At 66.9% G+C, this 1449-nt stretch carries 1 protein-coding gene and 1 pseudogene; one reads left to right on the forward strand and one right to left on the reverse strand.

Annotation, left to right across the window (positions count from 1 at the left end):
* A partial coding sequence (locus AX685_RS02240) for a S1 RNA-binding domain-containing protein (RefSeq protein WP_156445611.1) occupies nucleotides 1-1075 on the forward strand: 1075 nt, incomplete at its 5' end.
* A gap of 90 nt (nucleotides 1076-1165) precedes the next feature.
* Here AX685_RS02240 and AX685_RS02245 read toward each other — a convergent pair.
* A pseudogene (locus AX685_RS02245) lies at nucleotides 1166-1449 on the reverse strand (hypothetical protein); the annotation flags it as partial.

Genomic DNA, 1449 nt, shown 5'->3' on the forward strand with positions numbered 1-1449 from the left:
GGAGGAGTTCCCGTACACGATCCGCGTGACGTCGGACATCACCGAGTCGAACGGATCGTCGTCGATGGCGACCGTCTGCGGCGGCTCGCTGGCGCTGATGGACGCGGGCGTGCCGATCAAGCGCCCGGTGTCGGGCATCGCGATGGGCCTGATCCTGGAGGGCAAGGACTTCGCCGTCCTGTCCGACATCCTGGGTGACGAGGATCACCTGGGCGACATGGACTTCAAGGTCGCCGGCACCAGCGAGGGCATCACCAGCCTGCAGATGGACATCAAGATCGCCGGGATCACCGAGGAGATCATGAAGGTCGCGTTGAGCCAGGCAAAGGAAGGCCGCGCGCACATCCTGGGCGAAATGGCCAAGGCGCTGTCGACCACCCGCACCGAATTGTCGGCGCATGCGCCGCGGATCGAGACGATGCAGATCGACAAGTCGAAGATCCGCGACGTCATCGGCACCGGCGGCAAGGTGATCCGCGAGATCGTCGCGCAGACCGGCGCGAAGGTCGATATCGACGACGAAGGCGTCATCAAGATCAGCTCGTCGGACGGCGCGCAGATCGAGGCGGCGATGAACTGGATCAAGGGCATCGTCGAAGAGGCCGAGGTCGGCAAGATCTACACCGGCAAGGTCGTCAACATCGTCGACTTCGGTGCGTTCGTGAACTTCATGGGCGGCAAGGACGGTCTCGTCCACGTCTCCGAAATGAAGAACGAGCGTGTCGAGAAGCCGGGTGACGTCGTGTCCGAGGGGCAGGAGGTCAAGGTCAAGGTGCTGGAGATCGATCCGCGCGGCAAGGTTCGCCTGTCGATGCGCGTCGTCGACCAGGAAACCGGCGCCGAGCTGGAAGACACCCGCCCGGCGCGCGAACCGCGCGGCGAGCGTAACGAGCGCAGCGACCGTGGCCCGCGCCGCGAAGGGCGCGGCGACCGTGACGGCGGCGGCCGTGGTGGCGAGCGCGGCGGCGATCGCGGCCCGCGCCGCGAAGGCCGCGGCCCGCGCCGTGAAGGCGGCAAGGACGAGGGCGACGCCCCCGCCTTCGCCCCGGCGTTCCTGACCGGCGACCGCGACTAAGCGACCGCCGGTCCCACGGGACCGAAACGACGACGGCCCCGGCAGCACGCGCTGCCGGGGCCGTTTTCGTTCGGGCGATGTGCGCGCCCCTCAATCGCCGGGGACGTTGACCACCACGTCGGTCTTCCCCTCATCGTGCCGCGAAAAGGCGATCGACACGCTCTTGCCGTCCTTTTCTCCGGCGAGCATCCCGCCATCGGCGCCGACGAACGACGACGGCACCTTCCATCCTGCGCCGGTCAGCGACCCCTTGTAGAAATCGAGCACCTTGCCGATCGCGTCGGGGGTGCTGAGCGTCACCATCTTGTTCTTCTTGCCGTCGTCGTCTAATCGCGCTGGTCGCAAGTCAATTCTGAGCTGTCGTTGCCGGAAGC

Origin of the sequence: Sphingomonas sp. CCH9-F2, assembly GCF_001556735.1 — a bacterium.
Taxonomy (GTDB): Bacteria; Pseudomonadota; Alphaproteobacteria; order Sphingomonadales; family Sphingomonadaceae; genus Sphingomonas; species Sphingomonas ginsenosidimutans.